Here is a 21,462-nt window from a genome sequence, read left to right on the forward strand (position 1 = left end):
CGCATCGGGGCCCCTGGACTCACCTCCGCCCGGCGGTGGAGTCGCGCACGACCAGGCGGTGGCCGGGGCGGGCGCGGCGCGGTTCGGTCGCGGCGGTGCCGGCCAGCCGGTCGACCAGGCAGTCGACGGCGAGCCGGGCGATCGCCTCCTTGTCGGGGGCGATGGTGGTGAGCGGGGTGTGGGCGAACCGGCTCTCGTCGATGTCGTCGAAGCCGACCACGGCGACGTCCTCGGGCACCCGCAGCCCGCGGTCGGCGAGGGTGCGCAGCGCGCCGACCGCCATGGTGTCGTTGTAGGCGAACACGGCGTCCGGGCGGGAGCCGCGGTCGAGCAGGGCGGCCATCGCCCGGGCGCCGTCCTCCCGCCCGTACGCCTCGGTGGCGACGACCAGGTCGTCGTCGGCCGGCAGCCCGGCCGCGTCGAGCTCCTCCCGCCAGCCGCGCAGACGCAGGTGGGCGGGACGCCGGGCGCTCTCCTCGCGGGCACCGAGGAAGGCGATCCGGCGGCGGCCGGTGTCGACGAGGTGCCGGACGGCGAGTCTCGCCGCTGCGACGTTGTCGATCGCGATGTGGTCGTACGGCGCGTCGTACTCCCGCTCGCCGAGCAGCACGAGCGGGGAGGTGTCGGTGCGGGCGAGCAGGTCCTCGGACTCCAGCTCGATGGGGCTGAGGATCAGCCCGTCCATGACGTGCGCCCGGAATCCCTGGCAGACCAGCAGTTCCTGGTCGCGCCGGCCGCCGGTGTGGTCGAGCAGGACGGTGTAGTCGTGCCGGGCGGCGGCGTCGATCACCGCCCCGGCGAGCTCGGCGAAGTACGGGTTGCCGAGCTCGGGGACGGCCAGCGCGATGATGCCGGTGCGGCCCTTGCGCAGGTGGCGCGCGGTCAGGTTGGGCCGGTAGCCCAGCTCGTCGATGGCGCGCTGGACGCGTTCGCGCATCGCCGGGGTGACGTGCTGGTAGCCGTTCACCACGTTTGAGACTGTCTTGATCGACACTCCGGCGCGCTGCGCGACGTCCTTCAGACTGACCACGGTGTTCCCTCTCGGCCGACGGTTTCTCGGGTCATTTCTACGGGGTGGGACGCGCACGGAAGAGGTACCGCTGCGCGAGGACGACCACGATCAGGAAACCGCCGCTGACCACGGACTGGTAGGAGGAGTTCAGCGAGCCGATCTGGTTGATCAGGTTCTGGATGACGGCGAGCAGCAGGACGCCCCACAGCGTGCCGCCGACGGTACCGGCACCGCCGGTCAGCAGGGTGCCGCCGATCACCACCGCGGCGATCGCGTCCAGCTCCATGCCGACGCCGACGATGGTGACGCCGGACGACAGCCGGGCGGCGCTCAGCGCGCCGGCCAGCCCGGCGAGCAGGCTGCTGAGCAGGTAGACCAGCACGCGGGTGCGGGCCACCGGCAGGCCCATCAGGGTGGCGGCGTCGCTGCTGCCGCCGATCGCGAAGACGTTCTGGCCGAAGGGGGTGCGCTGGAGCAGCAGTCCGCCGAGGCCGAACAGGGCGAGCGCGATCAGCACCGGGTACCCGAAGCCCCAGACGGTGCCCTGGCCGAGTTCGGCGAAGGCGGAGCCGCGCGGCACCAGGTAGGTGGTGGCCCCCTCGTGGGTGACGGCGAGCAGCAGGCCGCGGGCGGCGAGCAGGGTGGCCAGGGTGACGATGAACGGCGCCATCCCGGCCCGGGCGACCAGCAGTCCGTTGACGGCGCCGATCGTGCCGCAGACCGCGAGCGGCAGCAGCAGGGCCGGGACGATCCCCCACTGGGAGGCCCAGGCGGCGAGCACGCCGCCGAGCGCGAAGACCGAGCCCACCGACAGGTCGATGCCGCCGGTGAGGATCACCAGCGTCATGCCGAGGGCGACGATCGCGAGGAAGGAGGTCTGCACGGTGATGCTGCGGGCGTTGTCGAGCGTCCCGAAGGACGGGAACAGCGCCGAGGAGACCAGCACCAGCAGGACGAGCACGGCGGGCACGGCCTGGCGCTGGAGCCGGCCGAGCAGGCGGCCTGCGAGGACGCCCGGTTCGGCGGCGGGGCGGGTGGCGGCGGCGGGTGCGGTGCGGGGGCCGGCGGGCACGGCCGCCGGCGGGGGTGTGGGCAGGGCGGGCTTCTTCATCGCGACCGGCGCTCCCGGGCGGCGTAGACGGCGGCCAGGATGATGGCCGCCTGGGCGATCTGGGCGGTGGAGTCGGGCAGGTCGTGCTTGACGAGGGTGGCGCGCAACAGCTGCATCAGCAGCGCGCCGGTGACGGTGCCGAGGACGCGGACCGAGCCGCCGGTGAGCGGGGTGCCGCCGACGACGACCGCGGTGATGGCGGACAGCTCCATCAGGGTGCCCAGGGCGGACGGGTCGCTGGCGGTGAGCCGGGCGGTGGCCAGCACGCCGGCGAGGGCGGCGAACACGCCGCAGAGCACGTACACCCCGCAGAGCACCCGGCGGACGGGGAGGCCGGCCAGGGCGGCGGCGGTGCGGTTGCCGCCGACGGCGACCAGTCGGCGGCCGAAGGTGGTGCGGTGGACGAGCCCGGCGACGAGCAGGGCGAGCGCCCCGGCGATCAGCACCGTCCAGGGCACGCCGAGCAGGCTGCCGGAGCCGAGGGCGAGCAGGTCGGGGTTGACGATCTGCTTGAGCTGGCCGTCGGCGACGACCAGGGCGAGACCGCGGCCGCCGACGAACAGCGCGAGCGTGGCGACGATCGGCTGGAGTCCGACGACCGACACCAGGGTGCCGTTGACCAGGCCGACCGCGACCCCGGCGAGCAGGGCGATCAGCAGCGCCGGGACGAGCCCGTAGCCGAGGTAGAGCGGCAGCAGCGCACTGGCCAGCGCCATGGTGGAGCCGACCGACAGGTCGACGCCCTCGGTGCCGATGACCAGCGCCATGCCGAGCGCGACGATCACCACGGGGGCGACCTGGACGAGCTGGGTGCGCAGGTTGTCGGCGGTCAGGAAGTGCTCGGTGAACACGGCGTTGAACAGCAGCAGGACGGCGACGGCGAGGTACACGCCGTACTTCTGCAGCCAGGCGGCGTCGGGCAGCCGCAGCGCGGCCGGGCGCCCGGCGAGGGCGGGCTGGGTCATCGCTTCTCCTCGGGGGCGGACTCGGGGGCGGGCTCGGGGGCCGGGGCCTCGGCCGCAGCGGGTTCGGCGCTCTCGGCGCTCTCGGCGCTGTCGGCCCGGTCGGCGAGCAGGGCCAGCAGGTCGGACTCGGTGACGCGTTCGCCGGCGAGTTCGCCCGCGACGGAGCCGGCGTGCAGCACGGTGATCCGGTCGGCGCCCTCGACGAGCTCCTCGATGTCGGAGGAGATCAGCAGCACGGCCAGCCCCTCCCGGGCGAGCTCGTCGATCAGCGCCTGCACCTCGGCCTTGGCGCCGACGTCGATGCCGCGGGTCGGCTCGTCCAGCAGCAGCACCCGGGGCTCCAGGCAGAGCCAGCGGGCGAGCAGCACCTTCTGCTGGTTGCCGCCGGAGAGTTCGCCGACCTTCTGCTCGGGGCTGGACGCCTTGATCCGCAGCCGCTTCATGAAGACCTCGACCAGCCGGTCCTGGCGGCGCCGGGAGACCAGGCCGAAGCGGGAGAGCCGGGGCATCGCGGCGAGCACGATGTTCTCCCGGACGGACAGCTCCGGGACGATGCCCTCGGCCTTGCGGTCCTCCGGCAGCAGGCTGATGCCGGCCCGGATCGCGGCGGCCGGGGAGCGCCGGGCGAGCGGCCGGCCGGCGACCTCGACGGCGCCGGAGTCCAGCGGCAGCGCGCCGGCGAGCGCCTTGGCGGTCTCGCTGCGGCCGGAGCCCAGCAGTCCGCCGAGGCCGAGCACCTCGCCGGGGCGCAGCTCCAGGCCGACCCCGTGCAGCAGGTGGCGCCTGGTCAGGCCGCGGGCGGTGAGCACGGGTTCCCGGTCGGCGCGGTGGCCGTCGCCGAAGCCGGTGACGCCGTGCCGGCGGACCTCGGCGACATCCCGGCCGAGCATCATCGAGACCAGGTCGAGCCGGTCCAGTCCGGCCAGCTCGCCGGTGTGCACCAGACGGCCGTCGCGCAGCACGGTGACCCGGTCGCAGAGCCGGTAGAGCTCGTCCATCCGGTGGCTGACGTAGAGGATGGCGATGCCCTGCGCGTGCAGGGCGCCGACCACCCGGAAGAGCGTCTCCACCTCGCGCGGTTCCAGGGCGGAGGTGGGCTCGTCCATCACGACCACCCGGGCGTCGACGGAGACCGCGCGGGCGAGGGCGACCATCTGCTGGGCGCCGATGCCGAGGGTGTGCAGCGGGCGGCGCGGGTCGACGGTGACGCCGAGGCCGGCCAGCAGTTCGGCGCTCTCCGCGTGCATCCGGGCGAAGTCGATCAGGCCGAAGCGGGTGCGCGGCTCACGGCCGAGGAAGACGTTCCGGGCCACGCTCATCAGCGGGACGAGGTTGACCTCCTGGTAGATCGTCGAGACGCCGGCCTGCTGGGCGTCGTACGGCCGGTGCAGGGTGACGGGGCGGCCGGCGATCCGCAGTTCGCCGGCGTCGGGGCGGTGCACACCGGTGAGCACCTTGATCAGGGTGGACTTGCCGGCGCCGTTCTCCCCCACCAGGGCGTGGATCTCGCCGGGTCGCAGGGTGAGCGAGACGTCGTCGAGGGCGACGACGCCGGGGAAGCGCTTGGCCACGCCGACGGCCTCCAGCGCGGGCGGCGCGGCGGCTCCGTCCTCGGGCGGGGCGGCCGCCTGGGCGGGTGGGGCCATGGGTGGGACCTCCGGGGCTTGCGGGGCGTACGGGGGTGCACGTGCAGGGGGGTGGGGAGGGCTGGTCCGGGGCGCGCGGCCGGGGAGGCCCGGCCGGGCGCCCCGGGGTCGGCGGGGCGGGCGGGGCGGCCGGGCTCAGTAGGCGCCGGCGACCGAGGCGGCGGCGTTGCCCGGCTCGTAGGCGCGGTCGGTGATGATGACGCTGTCGGCGATGGACTCGCCGCCGAGGAACTTCTGCAGGGTCTCGAAGGCGAGCGGGCCGAACCGGGGGTTGGACTCGATGACGCCGTTGTAGTCGCCGGCGGCGAGCGCCTGGACGGCGTTGCGGGTGCCGTCGATCGAGACGATCTTGACGTCCTTGCCGGGCTTGCGGCCGGCGCCCTTGAGCGCGGTGACGGCGCCGAGGCCCATCTCGTCGTTCTCCGCGTACACCGCGGTGATCTCCGGCTTGGACTGGATCAGCTGCTCCATCACCTGCTGGCCCTTGTCCCGGGCGAACTCGCCGGTCTGCTGGGCGACGATCTCCATGCCGGGGGCCTTGGCCTTCAGCTGGTCGACGAAGCCGTTGGTGCGGTCGGTGGTGACGTTGTTGCCGGAGGAGCCGAGCAGGATGGCGACCTTGCCGGTGCCGCCGGTGGCCTGGATCAGCGCGTCGGCGGCCCGCTTGCCCTGCTCGACGAAGTTGGAGCCGATGAAGGTCAGGTAGTCCTTGCAGGCGGTGGCGTTGACCTTGCGGTCGATGGTGATCACCGGGACGTGCTTGGCGGCCGCGGCGGCGAGCGCCGGCTGCAGGCCGTCGGAGTTGAGCGGCGCCACGACGAGCAGCTGCGCGCCCTGGTTGAGCATGTCCTGGATGTCGCTGATCTGCTTGGACAGCTGGGACTGCGCGTTGGTGGTGAGCAGCTTCTTCACGCCGAGCTTGGCGGCCTCGTCCTTGATGGACTGGGTCTCGGCGATGCGGAAGGGGTTGGCCTCCTTCTCCGACTGGGAGAAGCCGACGACCGCGTCCTTCAGGTCGATCTTGGGGGTGCCGGCGGCCTGCAGGGTGCAGCCGGCGCCGGCGGCCGGGGCGGAGGCGGCGGCGCTGGTGGCGGCCTGGGCGGCCTGGCCGTCGCCGGAGCCGGCGGACGGGGTCTCCTCCTTGGCACAGCCGGTGAGGACGAGGGCGGCGGAGGCGAGCAGCGCGGCGGAGGCGAGCAGGCGGGATCTGCGGATGCTGGTCATGCGAGGACGCTCCTTGACGGGTGGGACGGCGCCGGCCGGGGGGTTCGGGGCGTGCCGGGGCAGCCCGGGACGCACCGGTGGCGGGCCGGTTCGGGGAGGCGGGGGAAGGCTTCGCTGACGTGCAGGACGAGCGGCCCGGCGGGGAGATCGCGCTCTCCATCGGGCGTTTACAACGTTATACAACTGCCGTTGCAGGGCCGACAAGAGTCACGGCACGCCCTGTCGAATCCGTTGCCGAACGCGTTCCGGGCCGAGTTGACGGGCCGGCAGCCCGCCCGGGCGGACCGCGCCGGACCCCTCCCCGACACGCCGCCGGCGACCGCTGCACTCCCCGCCACCTGGAGTGCAGCGAGGGAAAGGTCACACTGGATTGATCTGCTGCCGTCCTGCTAACGGGCACTAACCTGCACTCATGACGGTCCAGCCCGAAGGGCTTCCCCTGGCCGCCGAGTTCCCGGATGCGACCCGTGAGCAGTGGCAGCGCCTCGTCGAGGGCGTGCTGCGCAAGTCGGGTGTGCAGGACGCGAGCGGCGTGCAGGCGGAGGAAGCGCTCACCACCAAGCTCCAGGACGGGCTCAGCGCCCGCCCGCTGTACACCGCCGAGGACGCGCCGGCCGACGCCGGCCTCCCCGGCTTCGCCCCGTACGTACGGGGCGGCCGGCCGCACGGCTCCGCCGTCTCCGGCTGGGACGTACGGCAGCGCCACGCCGACCCGGACGCCGCGCGCGCCAACGAGGCGGTCCTCGCCGACCTCGAGAACGGTGTCACCTCGCTCTGGCTGACCGTCGGCGACGGCGGCCTGCCGGTCGCCGCGCTGCCCACCGTGCTGCAGGGCGTGTACCTCGACCTGGCCGCCGTCGTGCTCGACGCGGGCGCCGAATTCCGGCCCGCCGCCGAGCAGTTGTTCGCGCTGCTGGCCGAGCGCGCGGTGCCCGCAGACGTCGCCTCCGGCAACCTCGGCGCCGACCCGCTGGGCCTGCTCGCCCGCACCGGCGACGACTCCGCCACCACCGCGCAGCTCGCCGAGGCCGCCGACCTGGCCGCGCACTGCGGCCGCACCTACCCGAACGTCCGCGCCCTGGCGATCGACGCGCTCGTCTTCCACGACGCAGGCGCCTCGGCCGCCCAGGAGCTCGGCTGCTCGCTGGCCGCCGGCGTCGCCTACCTGCGCGCGCTGACCGCCGCCGGGCTCACCGCCGACGAGGCCGCCGGCCAGCTGGAGTTCCGCTACGCGGCCACCGAGGACCAGTTCCTCGGCATCGCCAAGTTCCGCGCCGCCCGGCGGCTGTGGGCCCGCGTCGCCGAGGTCTCCGGGGTGACCGGCCCGGCCGCCGCGCAGCGCCAGCACGCCGTCACCTCCTCGGTGATGATGACCGCCCGCGACCCGTGGGTGAACATGCTGCGCACCACCGTCGCCTGCCTGGCCGCCGGTGTCGGCGGCGCCGACGCCGTCACCGTGCAGCCCTTCGACGCCGAGGCCGGCCTGTCCGACGCCTTCGCCCGCCGGATCGCCCGCAACACCCAGGCGATCCTGCTGGAGGAGTCCAACCTGGCGAAGGTCGTCGACCCGGCCGGCGGCTCCTGGTACGTCGAGGCGCTCACCGACGAGCTCGCCCAGGCCGCCTGGGCGTTCTTCCAGGAGATCGAGCGGGCCGGCGGCCTGCGCGCGGCCCTGGTCTCCGGCCTGGTCGGCGAGCGGATCGCCGCGACCTGGGCCGAGCGCACCGCGAAGATCGCCAAGCGGCGCGAGCCGGTCACCGGCGTCAGCGAGTTCCCGAACCTGGGCGAGCAGCCGCTCGTCCGCGAGCCCGCGCCCGTCCGCCGCGGCGGCGGCCTGCCGCAGGTCCGCCGCGCCGAGGCGTACGAGGCGCTGCGCGACCGCTCGGACGCGCACCTGGCCGCCACCGGCGCCCGCCCGAAGCTGTTCCTGGCCTCGATCGGCACCGCCGCCGCGCACACCGCGCGCACCACCTTCGCCGCCAACCTCTTCCAGGCCGGCGGCATCGGGACCACCTCCGTCGAGACTGCGATGACGGAACCGGGCGACCCGGCCGCCCTGGCCGAGGCGTTCGCGGCGAGCGGCGCCACCGTCGCCTGCCTGTGCTCCGGCGACGCGCAGTACGCCGAGCACGGCGAGGCCGTCGCGAAGGCGCTGAAGGCCGCGGGCGCCGCGAAGGTGCTGCTGGCCGGACGCCCCGGCGAACTGCGCGAGGCGCTGGAGCGCGCCGGCGTGGACTCCTACGTGTTCGCCGGCTGCAACGCCGTCGAGGTCCTGACCACCCTCCTGGACGAGATCGGAGTGGCCCGATGATCCCCGACTTCACCACCATCGGGCTGGGCTCCGGCGCCGCGGCCGGCGACGGCGACCAGTGGCGCACCGCCTGGCAGCAGGCGACCGGCAAGGACGTCGACGAGCAGGTCTGGGAGACCCCGGAGGGCATCGGCGTCAAGCCGCTGTACACCGCCGAGGACCTGGCCGGCCTGGACTTCCTCGGCACCTACCCGGGCGTGGCCCCGTTCCTGCGCGGCCCCTACCCGACCATGTACGTCAACCAGCCGTGGACGGTCCGCCAGTACGCGGGCTTCTCCACCGCCGAGGAGTCCAACGCCTTCTACCGCCGCAACCTCGCGGCCGGCCAGAAGGGCCTCTCGGTCGCCTTCGACCTGCCGACCCACCGCGGCTACGACAGCGACCACCCGCGGGTCACCGGCGACGTCGGCATGGCCGGCGTGGCCATCGACTCCATCTACGACATGCGCCAGCTCTTCGACGGCATCCCGCTGGACAAGATGTCCGTGTCGATGACCATGAACGGCGCGGTGCTGCCCGTGCTGGCGCTGTACATCGTGGCAGCCGAGGAGCAGGGGGTGCCGCCGGAGAAGCTTGCGGGGACCATCCAGAACGACATCCTCAAGGAGTTCATGGTCCGCAACACGTACATCTACCCGCCGCAGCCCTCGATGCGGATCATCTCGGACATCTTCGCGTACACCTCGCAGAAGATGCCGCGGTACAACTCGATCTCCATCTCGGGCTACCACATCCAGGAGGCCGGAGCCACGGCCGACCTGGAGCTGGCGTACACCCTCGCGGACGGTGTGGAGTACCTGCGGGCCGGCCTCGGCGCCGGGCTGGACGTGGACGCCTTCGCGCCGCGGCTGTCGTTCTTCTGGGCGATCGGCATGAACTTCTTCATGGAGGTCGCCAAGCTGCGCGCGGCCCGGCTGCTCTGGGCCAAGCTGGTCAAGCAGTTCGACCCGCAGAACGCCAAGTCGCTGTCGCTGCGCACCCATTCGCAGACCTCCGGCTGGTCGCTCACCGCGCAGGACGTGTTCAACAACGTCACCCGCACCTGCGTGGAGGCGATGGCGGCGACCCAGGGCCACACCCAGTCGCTGCACACCAACGCCCTCGACGAGGCGCTCGCGCTGCCGACCGACTTCTCCGCGCGGATCGCCCGCAACACCCAGCTGATGCTGCAGCAGGAGTCCGGCACCTGCCGGGTCATCGACCCGTGGGGCGGCTCGGCGTACGTCGAGAAGCTCACCCACGACCTGGCCAGCCGCGCCTGGCAGCACATCCAGGAGGTCGAGGCGGCCGGCGGCATGGCCAAGGCCATCGACGCGGGCATCCCCAAGCTGCGCGTCGAGGAGGCCGCCGCCCGCACCCAGGCGCGGATCGACTCCGGCCGCCAGCCGGTGATCGGCGTCAACAAGTACCGGGTCGCCAACGACGAGCAGATCGACGTGCTCAAGGTCGACAACTCCTCGGTGCGCGCCCAGCAGATCGAGAAGCTCCGCCGGCTGCGCGCCGAGCGGGACGAGCAGGTCTGCCAGGACGCCCTGCACGCGCTCACCCGGGCCGCCGAGGCCGGCCCCCAGGGCGCCTCGCTGGACGGCAACCTGCTGGCGCTCGCGGTGAACGCCGCCCGCGCCAAGGCCACCGTCGGCGAGATCTCCGACGCACTCGAGAAGGTGTACGGCCGGCACTCCGGGCAGATCCGTACCATCTCCGGTGTGTACCGAGACGAAGCAGGCCCCTCCACCTCGCTGCAGCGCACCCGCGACCTCGTCGAGCGGTTCGAGGAGGCGGAGGGCCGCCGCCCCCGCATCCTGGTCGCCAAGATGGGCCAGGACGGTCACGACCGCGGCCAGAAGGTGATCGCCACCGCCTTCGCCGACCTCGGCTTCACCGTGGACGTCGGCCCGCTGTTCCAGACCCCGGCGGAGGTCGCCCGGCAGGCCGTCGAGGCCGACGTGCACATCGTCGGCGTCTCCTCGCTGGCGGCCGGCCACCTCACCCTGGTGCCGGCGCTGAAGGCCGAACTCGCCGAGGCCGGACGCGAGGACATCACCATCGTGGTCGGCGGCGTGATCCCGCCGCAGGACATCCCCACGCTCCTGGAGATGGGCGCCGCCGCGGTCTTCCCGCCCGGCACCGTGATCCCGGACGCCGCCCACGACCTGCTCACCTCGCTCGCCGCCGACCTCGGCCACGAGCTGTGAGCCGCTGAGCCGTGGCCCGGACGATCGACCTCGACCAGTACCGGCAGGGTGTCCTGGACGGCTCGCGCGCCTGGATCGCGCGGGCCATCACCCTCGTCGAGTCCACCCGGCCCGACCACCGCGAGCTCGCCCAGCGACTGCTGGTCGACCTGCTGCCGCACTCCGGCAGCGCGGTCCGGGTGGGCATCACCGGTGTCCCCGGTGTGGGCAAGTCGACCTTCATCGAGGCTCTCGGCACCATGCTCACCGGCCAGGGTCACCGGGTCGCGGTGCTCGCCGTCGACCCGACCTCCAGCCGGACGGGCGGTTCCATCCTCGGCGACAAGACCCGGATGGAGAAGCTCTCCGTCGACCCGAACGCCTTCGTCCGGCCCTCCCCCACCTCCGGGACGCTCGGCGGCGTGGCCCGCGCCACCCGCGAGTCCATGGTGGTGATGGAGGCCGCCGGGTACGACGTCGTCCTGGTGGAGACGGTCGGCGTCGGGCAGTCGGAGACCACCGTGGCGGGCATGGTGGACTCCTTCCTGCTGCTCACCCTCGCGCGCACCGGCGACCAGCTCCAGGGCATCAAGAAGGGCGTGCTGGAGCTGGCCGACCTGGTCGCCGTCAACAAGGCGGACGGCCCGTTCGAACGGGACGCCAAGGCGGCCGCCCGCGAACTGGCCGGCGCCCTGCGGCTGCTCCAGCCGCCGGACGCCGCCTGGACGCCGCCCGTGCTCACCTGCAGCGGACTGTCCGGCCACGGACTGGACGAGCTGTGGGACCGGCTGCGGCAGCACCGCAGCCTGCTCGACGCCACCGGCGGCCTGGACGCCAAACGGCGCGACCAGCAGGTCGACTGGACGTGGGCGATGGTCCACGACCAGCTGCTGGCCCGGCTCCGCGAGCACCCCGAGGTGCGGCGGCTCGTCCCCGTCGTGGAGGAGCAGGTCCGGCAGGGCGCGCTGACGGCCACGCTGGCCGCCCAGCGCATCCTGGACGCCTTCGGCACGGCGAACTGACCCCGGACGGCAGCGGCCGGTGGGAGCGCGGCAGGCGCCCCGCCGGCCGCTGCCGTCCGGGGGCGCGCCGCCAGGGCGCACGACACTCCGTTCGGGTCGGAACCACTCGAAGGGGGCACATCCGCGGCGTGTCCCCGGCACGTCCGGCTCCGGCTGCGCTGTTCTGGTCGGCACCGAAGGCGGCACACCGCCGCCGCCTCGTCCGCACCCGGAGGTTCCCCGATGTCCACGACCGCCGTCTTCAGTGTCGAAGGCATGAGCTGCGGCCACTGCGAGCGGACCGTCACCGCGGGCCTCGCCGCACTGCCCGGCGTCACCGACGTCAACGCCCACGCCGCCTCCGGTCGGGTCACCGTGGAGTCGGCCGGTGACCTCGACGAGGCCCTGGTGCGCAGCACCGTCGGCGAGGCCGGCTTCACGCTGGTCGGCCGGGTCTGAGCCGCAGAAGTCGCCATGAACAGGACATATGATAATTAATCAGATGAATCCTCGTTCGCCCTGACGGGTAGTCAGTCCTCCTGACCACGAGCCAGGAGGAGCCCATGGCCGTCCCCGTCATCGCCGCCGTCGTCGCCGTCGTCGCCGTCGGAAAGATCGTCCAGAGCGTCTACACGTGGAGCCGGAACACCCCGCAGGGCAAAGCGCTCACCTCGGTCGCCGTGGCGGCCGCCGCCAACCACCACGCCCGCTCGGCGCCGAACGACCGGGGTGCGCAGCTCCACGCCCACGAGGCCAACAAGAGGATGGGCGAGGACTTCGTGACTCCCGCCGTGCAGAACCTCGTCCAGCACGTCCGCAAGGACCTCGGCAAGGCCTGACCCTCTGCGGCCCCGTCCGGGAGACCGGCGGGCGCCGTCGTCCGCCCCGGCCCCGCGGCCGGGGCGTACGGCGTGTCCGTTCCTGCGTGTTCCGGGCGTCCGCGCTCAGGCCTGCGTGTGCAGCGCCTCGGGGGCCGGCTCCGGGTCGGCCGTGCGGCCGGGGAGCAACGGGGTGAGCACCGCGGCCAGGCCCCACCAGGTCAGCAGACCGAGCCCGTTGGCCTTCAGGATGCCGAGGCCCGCGCCCTCGACGTAGAACCCGGTCGCGAAGGCCGCGTTCACCAGGGCCGCGCTGACCGCCATCTGCGCCTCGGCCTCGTGGCGGCCGAACAGCCGGCCCAGGCCGCGGGCGAGCGGCTTCTGCAGCACCAGCAGGAGGGGGCACATCGCCACCGTCAGGATCAGGGCCACCCACCAGGCCGTCCGCGAGGAGAACAGCAGCAGGGTGCCCGAGACCAGGGTGACCGCCACCGCGGCGAAGAGCCCGCCGGTGCCCCGGCCGAGCTCCGGCGAGGGCTTGTCCATCCACAGCAGGGCGGCGAGGACGAGGAAGGCACCGACGGCGGTGAGCGCGGCGGCCCACGGCGACCAGGAGCCGAAGGCCGCCAGCTGGACACCGACCGCCGCACTGCCGGCGAGCGCGCTGCGCCGCAGCGCGGCCGGCCGGGCGGTCAGCGGCTCGGCCCGGGCGGCGGGCGGCTCGGCCGGGGGCTGCGCCTCGGCCGGCAGCGGTGACGCGGCCGGCATCCGGGCCGAGGACAGGCTCTCCGGTGCGAGCGGGATCGGCGGTGGCGGCGGGGTCTGCGGGCCGGTGGGGCCGGCCGTCCGGCCGCCAAGGACGTCCGTGGCGGCGGCGGAGTCGGCCCGGGTCGGCGAGCCGTCGAGCGCCGTCGCCGGGTGCGGCGTCGACAGGTGCAGGGACGGGTGCGGCCGTCCCGTGGTGGTGGCCGGGCCTGCGGCGGCGGACCGCGGCGCCAGCAGCGTACCGATGTGCTCCGCGACCAGCTCGGCGCCGGCGGGCCGCTGCGCCGGGTCCTTGGCCAGCAGCGCGAGCACCAGGGCGTCCACCTCGGCCGGGACACCGGGCCGCACGTCGCCGGGCGCCTCGGGCTGCCGGGTGAGGTGCTGGTGGAGGACGGCGAGCGGCGCGCCGGTGAACGGCGGACGGCCCGTCAGCAGGGTGTGCAGCAGGCAGCCGACGGCGTACAGGTCGGCTGCCGGGCCGATGCTGCGGTCGCCGCGGGCCTGTTCCGGGGCCATGTAGGCGGCGGTGCCGATGGCGGTGCCCGTCCCGGTGAGCGAGCGGTCCTCGTAGAGGTGCTTGACGATGCCGAAGTCGAGGATCTTGACCGTTCCGCCGGGCAGCAGCATGGCGTTGGCCGGTTTGATGTCCCGGTGGACGAGGCCGGCCCGGTGGGCGACGGCCAGGCCGGTGCAGACCTGCCGCGTCCAGCCGAGGGCGTCCGTCACCGGCGGCAGCGGCCCCTCGTCCAGGACCTCCTCCAGGGCCCGCCCGTCGAGGTGCTCCATCACCAGGAAGGGCGCGCCGCCGTGCTCGGGGCCGGCCCGGCCGAAGTCGTGCACGGTGACGATGTGCGGGCTGCTGAGGTTGCCGGCGGCCCGGGCCTCGGCCGCGAACCGCTCCACACCGGAGGTGCTGGTGTCGGCACCGGTGAGCAGCTTCACCGCGACCGGCCGGCCGACCCGTTCGTCGAAGGCCCGCCACACCTGGCCCATCCCGCCGGAGCCCAGTACGGCCTCCAGCCGGTACCGGCCGTCCAGTTGCTCGCCCTGCATGCCCACCCCCGTCGTGCCCGGGGCGCGACTCGTACGGACACCCCCCACCGCCTCGGCACTCTACCGGGCCACCCACCCCGCCCGGGGCGCCGTCGACCGGGCGCCCAGCCCGGGATGGAAGGATGGCGGCATGTCCGACTTCGAGATCCCCGAACGCCACGCCCAGTTGCTCGAGTACGCGCAGAGCCTGACCCCGCCGTCGGGATGGAAGATCGAAGTGTCCGGGGACGAGATCATCATGATGGCCGGCCCGTCGGTGATCCACCAACGCAATCTCCTGGTCGTCCGCGAGCAGTTCGACGCCCACCGCCCGGCTGGGCTGATGCCGAGCGAGAACACCGACCTCGCCTCGCCGAACGTCGGTAAGCTGCGCAATCCGGACCTCACCTACATCCCGTTCTCCGTCGTGGAGCTGGGCGGCAGCGAGGTACCCGCGGAGCTCGCCGAAATCGCGGTGGAGGTGGTCTCGCCCTCCAATCCCGAGAACGACCTGGTCGGCAAGGTCCGCGACTACCCGCTCATGCGGATCCCGGTGTACCTGCTGATCGATCCGCGCGAGGGCACGATCGTGCTGTTCTCGGAGCCGGACAACGGCGTCTACCACCGGCAGTGGCGTGGGAAGTTCGGCGACTCGGTGCCCGTTCCGGCGCCCTTCTCGTTCGAGCTGGCGACCGGTGAGCTGATCCGCTACCCCGCCTGAGCGGACCTCAGGGCGGGTCCGGCGGCCGCTTCGAGGGCGGTCGCGGGGGCAGGGCCGGGGGCGGGCCGGACGTGGACCGGGACGCCGTTGAGGACGGCGGTGCCGGAGAGCGGGTCGAGGGCGTCGGGGTCGGTGAGCCGGTTGACGTTGACGCCGGGGTCGCCGGCGGCGGTGTGCAGCCGGGTGCCGGGCCGGTCGTGGCCCCAGCCGTGCGGCAGGCTGACCACGCCGGGCATGACGTCCTCGGTGATCTCCACGGGGGCGGTGAGTTCGCCGGTGCGGCTGCGGACGAGGGCGCTGCCGCCGTCGGCGAGCCCGAGGGCGGCGGCGTCGGTGGGGTGGACGTGCAGGGTGCAGCGGTTGCTGCCGCGGGTCAGCGCGGGCAGGTTGTGCAGCCAGCTGTTGTTGGAGCGCAGGTGGCGGCGGCCGACCAGGACGAGGCCGTCGCGGCGTTCGGCGAGGGCGGCGCGCAGCCGGTCGAGGTCGGCGGCGAGCGGGGCGGGGCAGAGTTCGACGGTGCCGGAGGGGGTGCGCAGCACTTCGGGCAGCCGGGGTTCGAGCGGGCCGAGGTCGATGCCGTGCGGTGCGGCGAGCAGCCGGGCGAGGGTGAGGCCGTCCGGGTCGGCGCCGAAGCCGTCGCCGTAGGCGCCGAGGCGGAGCATCAGGTCGACCTGGCGCTCGCTGCCGCTGTCGCCGTGCAGGGCGGCGGCGAGTTCGGCCGGGTCGCGGCCGTGGACGGGCGAGGAGGGGTCGGCGACGGCCTTGGCGAGGACGCCGGCGATCACCGTCTCGTCGAGGGCGTACGGGTTCGCGGCGGCCGCGGCGCCGTGCCCGGCGGCGATCATGGTGAGCCGGGAGAGGATCCGGCACTCGTCGGGTTCGCCGTCCCGGAGCGGCAGCGGCGCCGGGGACCAGCGGGCGGTGTTGCGGATCGCGAGGTCGCCGAAGGCGAGGTCGAAGTGCGGGGAGCGGCCGGGCGGCGGGGGCGGCAGGACGACGTGCGCGTGCCGGGTGGTCTCGTTGAGGTAGGGGTCGACGCTGACCATGAAGTCGAGGCCGGTGAGGGCCTCGTCGAGGCGGTGGCCGCCGGGGGTGGAGAGCACCGGGTTGCCGGCGACGGTGATCAGGGCGCGGACCTGCCCGTCGCCCGGGGTGGTGATCTCCTCGGCGAGGGTGACGGCGGGCAGTTCGCCCTTGATCTCGGGCAGGCCGCGGACCCGGCTGTGCCAGCGGCCGGTGGTGAAGCCGCGTCCGCGGCCGGTGCCGCGGCGGCGCCGGGCGGCGAGCGGGAACATCGCGCCGCCGGGCCGGTCGAGGTTGCCGGTGAGGGCGTTGAGCACGTCGACGAGCCAGCTGGCGAGGGTGCCGAACTCGACGGTGCTGGTGCCGATCCGGGCGTAGACGGCGGCGGTCGGGGCTGCGGCGAGTTCGCGGGCGAGGTCCCGGATCGACTCGGCGGGGATGCCGCAGGCCTCGGCGACGGCCTCGGGCGCGAAGGGCTCGACGAGCCGGCGGACGTCCTCGGTGCCGGTGAGGTGGGGGCCGGGTGCGGTGAGCCCCTCGGCGAAGAGGGTGTGCACCAGGCCGGCCAGCAGGTGGGCGTCGGCGCCGGGGCGGATCGGCAGATGGCGGTCGGCGAGGGCGGCGGTGCGGGTGCGGCGCGGGTCGACGACGACGAGGCGGCCGCCGCGCCGGCGCAGCGCCTTGAGCTTGCCGGGGAAGTCGGCGGCGGTGCAGAGGCTGCCGTTGGACTCGACGGGGTTGGCGCCGAGCATCAGCAGGTAGTCGGTGCGGTCGAGGTCGGGGACGGGGATCGCCAGCGGGTCGCCGAAGAGCAGGCCGGAGGAGACGTGCTTGGGCATCTGGTCGACGGTGCTGGCGCTGTAGACCTGGGTGCTGCCGACGGCCTTGGCGAGGGCACCGGCGTAGAGGCCGCCGGCGAGGGTGTGGACGTTGGGGTTGCCGAGGTAGGTGGCGACGGCCTGCCGGCCGTGCTGCCCGATGACGGCGGTGAGGCCGGCCTCGACGGCGGCGAAGGCCTCGTCCCAGTCGACCTCGCGGTGGCCGGTGGCGGTGCGCAGCAGCGGGCGCCGGATCCGGTCGGGGTCGTTGTCGAGCTGGCCGAGGGCGGCGCCCTTGGGGCAGACGAACCCGCGGCTGAAGACGTCGGCGCGGTCGCCGCGGGCGGCGGTGATCCGGCCGGTGTCCAGGGTGAGTTCGAGTCCGCAGGTCGCCTCGCACAGCGGGCAGACGCGGTACGCCTTCTCGGTCATGCCGACTCCCATCGCCGCGGGTTCTCGCCACCGCTCCCGCAGGGTTTTAGCGGAACGATAAACCACGCGGGGCCGCTTGTCTCCGGCCCCGGCGATTCCGGTGCCGCACAGTGCCGGGGCAGCTTTCAGCGTTCTGCTAGAAATCCGGTGGCGTCGGCCTCAGGGGCGGGCCGGCCGGGTCACCATGGCGTCCAGGCAGCGGGCCACCCGGCCGTCGAGCTCCTCCACCGGCACGTCGATCTCCCGGGCGAGGTGCTCGCGGAACAGCGCGTACCCGTACACGGCGGAGGCGAGGGCCGCCTGCAGGGCGTCGGTGTCGTCGACGGGCAGTTCGCCGCGCGCGGCCTCGGCCTCCAGCAGCCGGTGCTCGTGGGCCCGGCCGGGCATCGGGCGGGGGCGCTCGTCGCCGTCGAGGACGAGCAGGGCCATCAGGCGGATCGGGCCGGGGCGGCGCAGCGCCGTCCAGAAGAACCGGGAGAGCCGCTTGCGGAGCGGGAGTTCCTCGGAGGCGGCGGCCGCCGCGTCCTGCACGCTCTCCTGGCCCTGCGACCACAGGGCGGAGCGCAGCAGGTCGCGGCGGGAGCCGAAGTACTGGTAGACGAGGCCGCGGTTGACGCCGGCCTCGTCGGCCACCTCGCGGAGGTTGAGTCCGGCGAGCACGCCCTGCTTCTGCAGGAGGTCCAGGGCCGCGCTGCGCAGGGCCTCCTCGGTCGCCGCCCGGTCGTGCGACGAGCGGGTGCGCTGCGGCGTCCGTGGGGTGCTCAACGGGGGCCTCCGCGGGTGGGTTCGGCGCCGCTGCCACCGGCGCGGCCTGCGACGACGACTCTACGGCCTCGGCCCGCCCTGCCGGCGGTGGGCGTCGATCGCCCGCCAGACCCGGTCGCGCAGGAACGGCGCCTCGGTGAACCGGATGCCGGTGGCGTCGCGCAGGGCGTTGGCGAAGGCGGGCGGCACCGGGTTGAAGGGGCTCTCGGACATCGACTTGGCGCCGAGCGGGCCGATGGCGTCCGAGGTCCGCGAGAAGTGCACCTCGGTGCGCGGGACGTCGGCGAAGGCGGGCAGCCGGTAGCGGCGGAAGGCCGCGGTGGTGACCTCGCCGCGCTCGTCGAGCAGCACCTGTTCGAAGAGGGTGGCGCCGAGGGCCTGGGCGACGCCGCCCTCGACCTGGCCGCGGCACTGCAGCGGGTTCATCACCTTGCCGGCGTCGGCGCCGTGGACGCTGCGCAGGATGCGGATCTCGCCGGTGTCCGGGTCCACGGCGATCCGGAACCACTGCGAGTTGAAGGCGACCGAGCGGGGCGAGCCGCCGAAGTGGCCGTCGGCCCGGAGCTCGACGCCCCGGCCGCGGGCGGCCTCGAAGAGCTCCTTCAGCGGCACCGGCCGCCCGTCGCAGTCCGCCGCGTCGGCGGTGAGCCGCAGCAGGCTGCGCGGGGTGCGGGCGTACTCCGCGGTGAAGGAGAGGATCCGCTCGGCGAGGGCGTCGGCGGCCTGCATCACGGCCTTGCCGGCGACGACCGTGCCGGCCGAGCCGAAGGCGCCGGTGTCGTGCCGGACGAGGTCGGTGTCGGACTGCCTGACGGTCGTCCGGTCGACGGTGGTGCCCAGCGCGCCCGCGGTGATCTGCTGGTGGACGGTGGTGGTGCCGTTGCCGAACTCGGCGGTGCCGACGGCGATGTCGTAGGTGCCGTCCTCCAGGAGCTGCACGGTGGCGTCGGCGATGTGACCGCCGGGCGGGCCGCAGGCGATCGCCGACATGGCGAAGCCCTGTCCCACCAGCCAGCCCTCGGGGGCGAGTTCGGCACTGGTGTCCGCGGCGAGGGCGTCCCGGACGCCCCGGAGGCACTGGTCGAGGCCGTAGGAGGCGATGTGCAGGTCCTCCTCCTCGCCGAGCGGACCCGCCACGGGCTCCCCGGGCCCGATGACGTTCTTCTCGCGGAGCACCAGCGGGTCGATGCCGAGCCGCCGGGCGAGTTCGTCCATGGCCGATTCCAGGGCGAAGGTGACCTGGCCCAGTCCGTAGCCGCGGAAGGCGCCGGCGGGCACGGCGTTGGTGTACACCGAGTACGCGTCGACCTTCTTGTGCGGGGCCCGGTACACGCCCGTCGACTCGCCGATGCTGTGGAACATCACGGCCGGCCCGTGGTTGCCGTAGGCGCCGGTGTTGGCGACGACCCGGAGCTGCAGGGCCGTCAGTGTGCCGTCCGCCCGGGCACCGACCTTCACCGTGATCGTGAAGGGGTGCCGGGTGGTGGCGCCGTGGAACTGCTCGGCCCGGGTGAACTCCAGCTTCACCGGCCGGTGCAGCTTCAGCGCGGCCAGGACGGCGAGGTCCTCGGTGAGCATCTCCTGCTTGCCGCCGAACCCGCCGCCGACCCGGCCCGCGACCACCCTCACCTTCTCCGCCGGCAGGCCGTACAGCGCGCACAGCGCCCGCCGGGTGAGGAACGGCACCTGGGTGCTGGAGCGCACCACGATCCGCTCCTGCCCCGTCTCCCCGTCCTCCTCGAAGTACGCCAGGCACCCGTGCGTCTCCAGGCTGGCGTGCCGCACCCGCTGGGTCCGGAAGGTCTCCTCGTACACCAGGTCGGCCTCGGCGAAGCCCTGCTCCACGTCGCCCGTCTCGCCGTGGGCCTCGCCGCAGACGTTGTCCTCCGGCCCGGCGATCCGCGACTCCGGTCCCTTGGGGTGGATCACCGGAGCGCCGGGCCGCATCGCCTCCTCCGGGTCCAGCACGTACGGGAGTTCCGCGTACTCCACCACGACCCTTCGGCAGCCCTCCTCGGCCGCCGCCTCGCTCTCGGCCACCACGGCGGCGACCCGCTGGCCGACGAAGCGGACCACGTCGTCGAGGACGCGGGTGTCGTCCGGGTCCTCGGTCGGGTGCTCGTGCCGGGCGGAGGAGTACAGCGCGGCGGGCGCGTCCTCGTGGGTGAACACCGCGACCACGCCGGGGACGCACAGCGCGGCGGAGGTGTCGATCGAGACGATCCGGGCGTGCGGGTGCGGGGAGCGCAGCAGCTTCATGTGCAGCAGGCCCTCGACCTCCAAATCGAAGGTGTAGCGGGCGGTGCCGGTGACCACCTGCGGCCCGGCGGGCGCTCCGAGGCTGCGTCCGACCGCCCGGCCCGCGCACGGCCGTTCGACGTGCCGGACACCGCGGACGGCGTCCTCGACCGCCCGGTAGCCGGTGCAGCGGCAGAGGTTGCCCTTCAGCGCCCTCGGCAGGTCGGCGAGGTGCTCCTCGGTGAAGGCGGCGGCCGTCATCAGCATGCCCGCCGTGCAGAAGCCGCACTGGAAGCCCTGCGCGTCGAGGAACCGCCGCTGCAGCGGGTGGAGTTCGCCGTCCCGGGCGAGGCCCTCCACGGTGGTGACCTCGCGGCCGTCGGCGCGGAGCGCGGGGTAGAGCAGCTGTGCACCGGCCGACCGTCGACCTGTACGGTGCAGGCGCCGCAGTCCCCGGCGTCGCAGCCCTTCTTCACCCCGAACCAGCCCTGTTCGCGCAGGTAGGTCCGCAGGCACTGGCCCGGCCGCGGCTCGGCCCCGGACGGCTGCCCGTTGACCCGGACGTGGAAGCTCATCGGGTCTCCTCCCCCGCGAGCTCGCGGCGGATCTCCTCCGCGAGACGGAAGGTCATGTGCCGCCGCCAGGCGGGCAGTCCGTGGATGTCGTCGACGTACTCCCCCGGCCCGACCGCGTGCGCGATGCCCTCGCGCAGCGCCTCGGTGTTCGGCAGCAGCGGGAAGTCCAGCCGGACCGGCCGCACCGTCGAGGCGGTGACGGTCAGCGCGAAGGAACCGTCGGAGGCGTCCAGGGTGCCGATCAGCAGCGCGCCGGAACGGCCCAGCCCGTACAGCGACGCCTGCCGGAAGGCCGTCCGGCGGGCCAGCGCCCGGGCCGGCAGGGTCACCGCGCGGAGCAGCTCGCCCGGCTGCAGGACGTTGCGCCCAGCCCCGGTGACGAAGTCCTTCACCGGGACCTCCCGGACGGCGCCGGTCTGCGCCACCAGCCGGCAGACGCCGTCCAGCGCGGCGGTCAGCGAGATCATCGGCCCGGCCGGCAGCGCGTTGCAGAGGTTGCCGCCGACGGTGGCCAGGTGCCAGATCTTCCAGGACGTCAGGAAGGCCCGGCAGCACTGCTCGAACAGCGGCGCGGACGGCCACGCCGCCGGCTTCGGGTACGCCGAGAGCTCGGCGACGGTGCAGGTCGCGGCGGTCTCCAGGGCGCCGTCCGGGGCGGGGAGCAGCGGAGGCCAGCCCGTGCGGCCGAGGTCGATCAGCCGGCGCAGGTGCGGCTGCGGTTCGGAGAACAGGTACGTCCCGCCGGCCAGCCAGGCGTCGCCCGGCCGCCAGGTGTCGCGCCGCCGCGCGTCACGCACCTCCACCACCGTGTTCAGGTCCACGTTGTCCCAC

15 protein-coding genes and 1 pseudogene are annotated in these 21,462 nt (G+C 74.2%); 6 read left to right on the forward strand and 10 right to left on the reverse strand.

Translation table 11 applies throughout. The features are described from left to right. Positions 1 to 19: 19 nt before the first annotated feature. The 5 genes from IE98_RS0103425 to IE98_RS0103445 form a co-directional block, all read right to left on the reverse strand. Positions 20 to 1,030, reverse strand: a complete 1,011-nt coding sequence (locus IE98_RS0103425; RefSeq protein ID WP_030263767.1) for a LacI family DNA-binding transcriptional regulator — start codon at positions 1,028 to 1,030, stop codon at positions 20 to 22. 37 nt (positions 1,031 to 1,067) lie between these two features. Further along, positions 1,068 to 2,123 carry an ABC transporter permease gene (locus IE98_RS0103430; protein ID WP_030263771.1) on the reverse strand — a complete coding sequence of 352 codons (1,056 nt, stop codon included), beginning with the start codon at positions 2,121 to 2,123 and terminating at the stop codon, positions 1,068 to 1,070. Further along, positions 2,120 to 3,088 (reverse strand): ABC transporter permease, encoded by a 969-nt coding sequence (locus IE98_RS0103435; RefSeq protein WP_052390067.1) that lies wholly within the window; start codon positions 3,086 to 3,088, stop codon positions 2,120 to 2,122. Before IE98_RS0103435 ends, IE98_RS0103430 begins: the two co-directional genes overlap by 4 nt. Next, a complete protein-coding gene (locus tag IE98_RS0103440; RefSeq protein WP_052390068.1) occupies positions 3,085 to 4,734 on the reverse strand; it encodes a sugar ABC transporter ATP-binding protein in 1,650 nt (549 codons plus the stop codon). Before IE98_RS0103440 ends, IE98_RS0103435 begins: the two co-directional genes overlap by 4 nt. A 135-nt stretch (positions 4,735 to 4,869) precedes the next feature. Further along, positions 4,870 to 5,958, reverse strand: coding sequence for an ABC transporter substrate-binding protein (locus IE98_RS0103445; RefSeq protein ID WP_030263780.1), 1,089 nt, complete (start codon positions 5,956 to 5,958; stop codon positions 4,870 to 4,872). A 412-nt stretch (positions 5,959 to 6,370) separates the two neighbouring features. Here IE98_RS0103445 and mutA point away from each other — a divergent pair, with 412 nt between their 5' ends. The 5 genes from mutA to IE98_RS0103470 all read left to right on the forward strand — a co-directional run bounded on the left by mutA (position 6,371) and on the right by IE98_RS0103470 (position 12,283). After that, positions 6,371 to 8,269, forward strand: coding sequence for a methylmalonyl-CoA mutase small subunit (gene mutA / locus IE98_RS0103450; protein WP_030263783.1), 1,899 nt, complete (start codon positions 6,371 to 6,373; stop codon positions 8,267 to 8,269). After that, the gene (scpA, locus tag IE98_RS0103455; protein WP_030263786.1) at positions 8,266 to 10,464 is read left to right on the forward strand and encodes a methylmalonyl-CoA mutase; all 2,199 of its coding nucleotides are present in this window, start codon (positions 8,266 to 8,268) and stop codon (positions 10,462 to 10,464) included. The genes mutA and scpA overlap by 4 nt, the downstream gene beginning before the upstream one ends. 11 nt (positions 10,465 to 10,475) lie before the next feature. Then, on the forward strand, positions 10,476 to 11,465 hold the full coding sequence (gene meaB / locus IE98_RS0103460) for a methylmalonyl Co-A mutase-associated GTPase MeaB (protein WP_030263789.1): 990 nt from the start codon (positions 10,476 to 10,478) through the stop codon (positions 11,463 to 11,465). Positions 11,466 to 11,687: 222 nt separating this feature from the next. Beyond that, positions 11,688 to 11,903 carry a heavy-metal-associated domain-containing protein gene (locus IE98_RS0103465; RefSeq protein WP_030263791.1) on the forward strand — a complete coding sequence of 72 codons (216 nt, stop codon included), beginning with the start codon at positions 11,688 to 11,690 and terminating at the stop codon, positions 11,901 to 11,903. A gap of 104 nt (positions 11,904 to 12,007) precedes the next feature. Next, a complete protein-coding gene (locus IE98_RS0103470) occupies positions 12,008 to 12,283 on the forward strand; it encodes a hypothetical protein (RefSeq protein WP_030263793.1) in 276 nt (91 codons plus the stop codon). A 105-nt stretch (positions 12,284 to 12,388) separates the two neighbouring features. On the opposite strand, the gene IE98_RS44180 is transcribed toward IE98_RS0103470, so the two are convergent. Continuing rightward, positions 12,389 to 14,080 (reverse strand): serine/threonine-protein kinase, encoded by a 1,692-nt coding sequence (locus IE98_RS44180; RefSeq protein WP_052390069.1) that lies wholly within the window; start codon positions 14,078 to 14,080, stop codon positions 12,389 to 12,391. 130 nt (positions 14,081 to 14,210) lie between these two features. Between IE98_RS44180 and IE98_RS0103480 the strand changes: the two genes are divergently transcribed. Then, positions 14,211 to 14,780: a Uma2 family endonuclease gene (locus IE98_RS0103480; protein ID WP_030263798.1), complete on the forward strand. Its 570-nt coding sequence runs from the start codon at positions 14,211 to 14,213 to the stop codon at positions 14,778 to 14,780. Here the strand turns inward: IE98_RS0103480 and IE98_RS0103485 are convergent. The 4 genes and pseudogenes from IE98_RS0103485 to IE98_RS0103500 all read right to left on the reverse strand — a co-directional run bounded on the left by IE98_RS0103485 (position 14,768) and on the right by IE98_RS0103500 (position 21,452). Then, on the reverse strand, positions 14,768 to 17,053 hold the full coding sequence (locus IE98_RS0103485) for a molybdopterin oxidoreductase family protein (protein WP_078660745.1): 2,286 nt from the start codon (positions 17,051 to 17,053) through the stop codon (positions 14,768 to 14,770). The genes IE98_RS0103480 and IE98_RS0103485 overlap by 13 nt on opposite strands. Before the next feature lie 159 nt (positions 17,054 to 17,212). Then, positions 17,213 to 17,818, reverse strand: a complete 606-nt coding sequence (locus IE98_RS49980) for a TetR/AcrR family transcriptional regulator (protein WP_030263804.1) — start codon at positions 17,816 to 17,818, stop codon at positions 17,213 to 17,215. A 60-nt stretch (positions 17,819 to 17,878) separates the two neighbouring features. Then, positions 17,879 to 20,631: pseudogene (locus IE98_RS41950) on the reverse strand (molybdopterin-dependent oxidoreductase). Further along, entirely contained in the window at positions 20,628 to 21,452 is an 825-nt protein-coding gene (locus IE98_RS0103500; protein WP_030263807.1) for an FAD binding domain-containing protein, read from the reverse strand. Before IE98_RS0103500 ends, IE98_RS41950 begins: the two are co-directional and overlap by 4 nt. Positions 21,453 to 21,462 lie beyond the last annotated feature (10 nt).

The organism is Streptomyces sp. NRRL B-24484 (genome assembly GCF_000717715.1).
Lineage (GTDB): Bacteria > Actinomycetota > Actinomycetes > Streptomycetales > Streptomycetaceae > Kitasatospora.